The following is a 2,732-nucleotide window of genomic DNA, read 5'->3' as shown; positions in this document are numbered from 1 at the left end:
TTTATTTTAGCTCCGCTAGAAATTATGCTAGTTTAGACAATGATTTAGAAGTAATTATATTAGATCTATTTTAGTTAGCTATTGGAGCGGGCACGGATTCAAAATCCGCGCTATCGGGTTTATAAAGCAAAAGATAAATTATATCCACAATAATCCAGATCGCTCGGATATATCAGCACATCGATAGAGCGGAATTGCATTCCGTGCCCGTAAACAAAAGCAACGATAAGTAAATAAACCGAAGCCAATGTCAACAAAATATAAGGCTACAAGTACAGAAGAAGCTTATTTTATGACCATAACAACAGTAAGGTGGTTAGATGTTTTTACTAGGTTAAATCAAAAATATGTTGTGATAAACGCATTACAACATTATCAGTAAAATAAAGGTTTAGAGATTTATGCGTATTGTATTATGAGTAGTCATATTCATTTATTATGTAAAGCAATAAATGGTTTTATACTATCGGATGTGATGCGTGATTTTAAAAAATTTACTTCAAAGAAAATAATTCGAACTCTTATTGAAGAACCAGAGAGCGGAAGAGAATGGATGTTAAGACATTTTCAAAAAGCATGTGCTAATCTCAAACGAAAACAAGAGTGTAAAGTATGGCGAGATGGCTATCATGCAGAAATTGTTGAGACGAACTGGTTTATAAAGCAAAAGATAAATTATATCCACAATAACCCCTTTATAGAAAAAATAGTAACACTACCTTAAGATTATTATTTTAGCTTCGCTAGAAATTATGCTAGTTTAGACAATGATTTAGAAGTGTTGATATTAGATCTATTTTAGTTGCCTATTGGAGCGGGCACGGATTGAAAATCCGCGCTATCGGGTTTATGATAAAGAGAAAAAAATGATTCCATCTATTGTTTTTGGTTTAGTTTTTATTATTACTTTTCTCTTTCTTAAAAAACGATATCCCAATTGCAGTGCCAAATGCTATCCCAACACCAATCCATAAACTAAGCTGGTTAGTAATCATTCCTACGATGGATCCAATACATATACCTAATGATATTCCAAGAGATAATTTATTATTATTTTTCATGTAACTATTTTTAATTTAAACTAATTTAATAATTTTCTGCTTCATTCCAAAATTTTGATAACTATATATTGAGTTAATTTATCCTTAATCAATTACCCTATTTAAAAATACTTACTACCATTTAAATAGATGTTTGTAGAAAAAAAAATCAATTTATTGGTCTCAGTTTCGAGTTTAAAACCCTGCAATTTATTGCAGTACTTTAGTAATGCGAAAAAATATTTACCTTTATCTTATGAGTACAGATTTAAGAAAAGGGTCACATACTGTAAGTAGATTAACCTGCCATATTGTTTGGGTCACAAAATATAGATTTAAAGTTTTAAAAGGGGATGTTCAAAAACGTTGCCGTGAGCTTTTGATACAAATATGTGAAGCGAAAGGAATTGAAATTTTAAAAGGAGTTGTGAGTTCAGAACCAGATCGCTCGGATATATCTACGCAACGATAGCGCGGAATTGCATTCCGTGCCCGTAAACAAAAGCAACGATAAGTAAATAAACCGAAACCAATGTCAACAAAAAATAAGGCTACAAGTACAGAAGAAGCTTATTTTATCACCATAACAACAGCAGGTGGCTAGATATTTTTACTAGGTTAAACCCGATCGCTCGGATATATCTACGCAACGATAGCGCGGAATTGAATTCCGTGCCCGTAAACAAAAGCAACGATAATGTCAACCAGACCGCTCGGATAAATCAGTACATCCAGATCGCAGGGATATGTCAACGCAACGATAGCGAGGAATTGCATTCCGTGCCCGCAAACAAAAGCAACCAAAAAATTGACCAGACCGCTCGGATATATCTACGCAACAATAGCGCGGAATTGTATTCCGTGCCCGTAAACAAAAGCAACGATAAGTATATAAACCAAAGATAATGTCAACCAAATATAAAGCTACAAGTACAGAAGAAGCTTATTTTATCACTATCACAGTGGGCTGGGTAGATGTTTTCACTAGGTTAAATCAAAAATACATTCTGATAAACGCATTACAACATTGTCAGCAAAATAAAGGTTTAGAGATTTATGCGTATTGTATTATGAGTAGTCATATTCATTTATTATGTAAAGCAACAAATGGTTTTATACTATCGGATGTGATGCGTGATTTTAAAAAATTTACTTCAAAGAAAATAATTCAAACTCTTATTGAAGAACCAGAAAGCAGAAGAGAATGGATGTTAAGATATTTTCGAAAAGCATGTGCTCATCTCAAACGAGAACAAGAGTATAAAGTTTGGCAAGATGGCTATCATGCAGAAATTGCTGAGACGAACTGGTTCATAAAGCAAAAGATAAATTATATCCACAATAATCCTGTGAAAGAAAAAATCGTCACTTTGGCTGAAGATTATTATTTTAGTTCTGCTAGAAATTATGCTAGTTTAGAAAATGATTTAGAAGTAATTATATTAGATCTATTTTAGTTGGCTACTGGAACGGGCGCGGATTATAAATCCGCGCTATCGGGTTTATAAAGCAAAAGATAAATTATATCCACAATAACCCTGTGAAAGAAAAAATAGTAACACTACATGAAGATTATTATTTTAGTTCTGCTAGAAATTATGCTAGTTTAGAAAATGATTTAGAAGTAATTATATTAGATCTATTTTAGTTGCCTACTGGAGCGGGCACGGATTATAAATCCGCGCTATCGGG

At 32.8% G+C, this 2,732-nt stretch carries 2 protein-coding genes and 3 pseudogenes; 4 read left to right on the top strand and 1 reads right to left on the bottom strand.

Annotation, left to right across the window (positions count from 1 at the left end; all coding sequences use genetic code 11):
* Positions 1–247: 247 nt before the first annotated feature.
* Positions 248–802 (top strand): annotated as a pseudogene (locus tag A3SG_RS20440) (REP-associated tyrosine transposase).
* A gap of 88 nt (positions 803–890) precedes the next feature.
* On the opposite strand, the gene A3SG_RS21985 reads toward A3SG_RS20440, so the two are convergent.
* Entirely contained in the window at positions 891–1,061 is a 171-nt protein-coding gene (locus A3SG_RS21985) for a hypothetical protein (protein WP_016991398.1), read from the bottom strand.
* A 235-nt stretch (positions 1,062–1,296) separates the two neighbouring features.
* Between A3SG_RS21985 and A3SG_RS0118060 the strand changes: the two are divergent.
* The 3 genes and pseudogenes from A3SG_RS0118060 to A3SG_RS22565 form a co-directional block, all read left to right on the top strand.
* Positions 1,297–1,479: pseudogene (locus tag A3SG_RS0118060) on the top strand (IS200/IS605 family transposase); the annotation flags it as partial.
* 466 nt (positions 1,480–1,945) lie between these two features.
* Positions 1,946–2,497: an REP-associated tyrosine transposase gene (locus A3SG_RS0118055; protein ID WP_016991396.1), complete on the top strand. Its 552-nt coding sequence runs from the start codon at positions 1,946–1,948 to the stop codon at positions 2,495–2,497.
* Positions 2,498–2,541: 44 nt separating this feature from the next.
* Positions 2,542–2,688 (top strand): annotated as a pseudogene (locus A3SG_RS22565) (transposase); the annotation flags it as partial.
* Positions 2,689–2,732 lie beyond the last annotated feature (44 nt).

Source organism: Flavobacterium sp. ACAM 123 (genome assembly GCF_000264055.1).
In the GTDB taxonomy this organism is placed as follows: Bacteria; Bacteroidota; Bacteroidia; order Flavobacteriales; family Flavobacteriaceae; genus Flavobacterium.
The sequence above is the reverse complement of the archived record's forward strand: the minus strand, read 5'-3'. Positions and strand labels throughout refer to the sequence as shown.

What these genes read in the sequence shown, in the direction of transcription:
- A3SG_RS21985 (WP_016991398.1), bottom strand. Translation starts at nt 1,061, where the DNA reads ATGAAAAATAATAATAAATTATCTCTTGGAATATCATTAGGTATATGT.
- A3SG_RS0118055 (WP_016991396.1), top strand. Translation starts at nt 1,946, where the DNA reads ATGTCAACCAAATATAAAGCTACAAGTACAGAAGAAGCTTATTTTATC.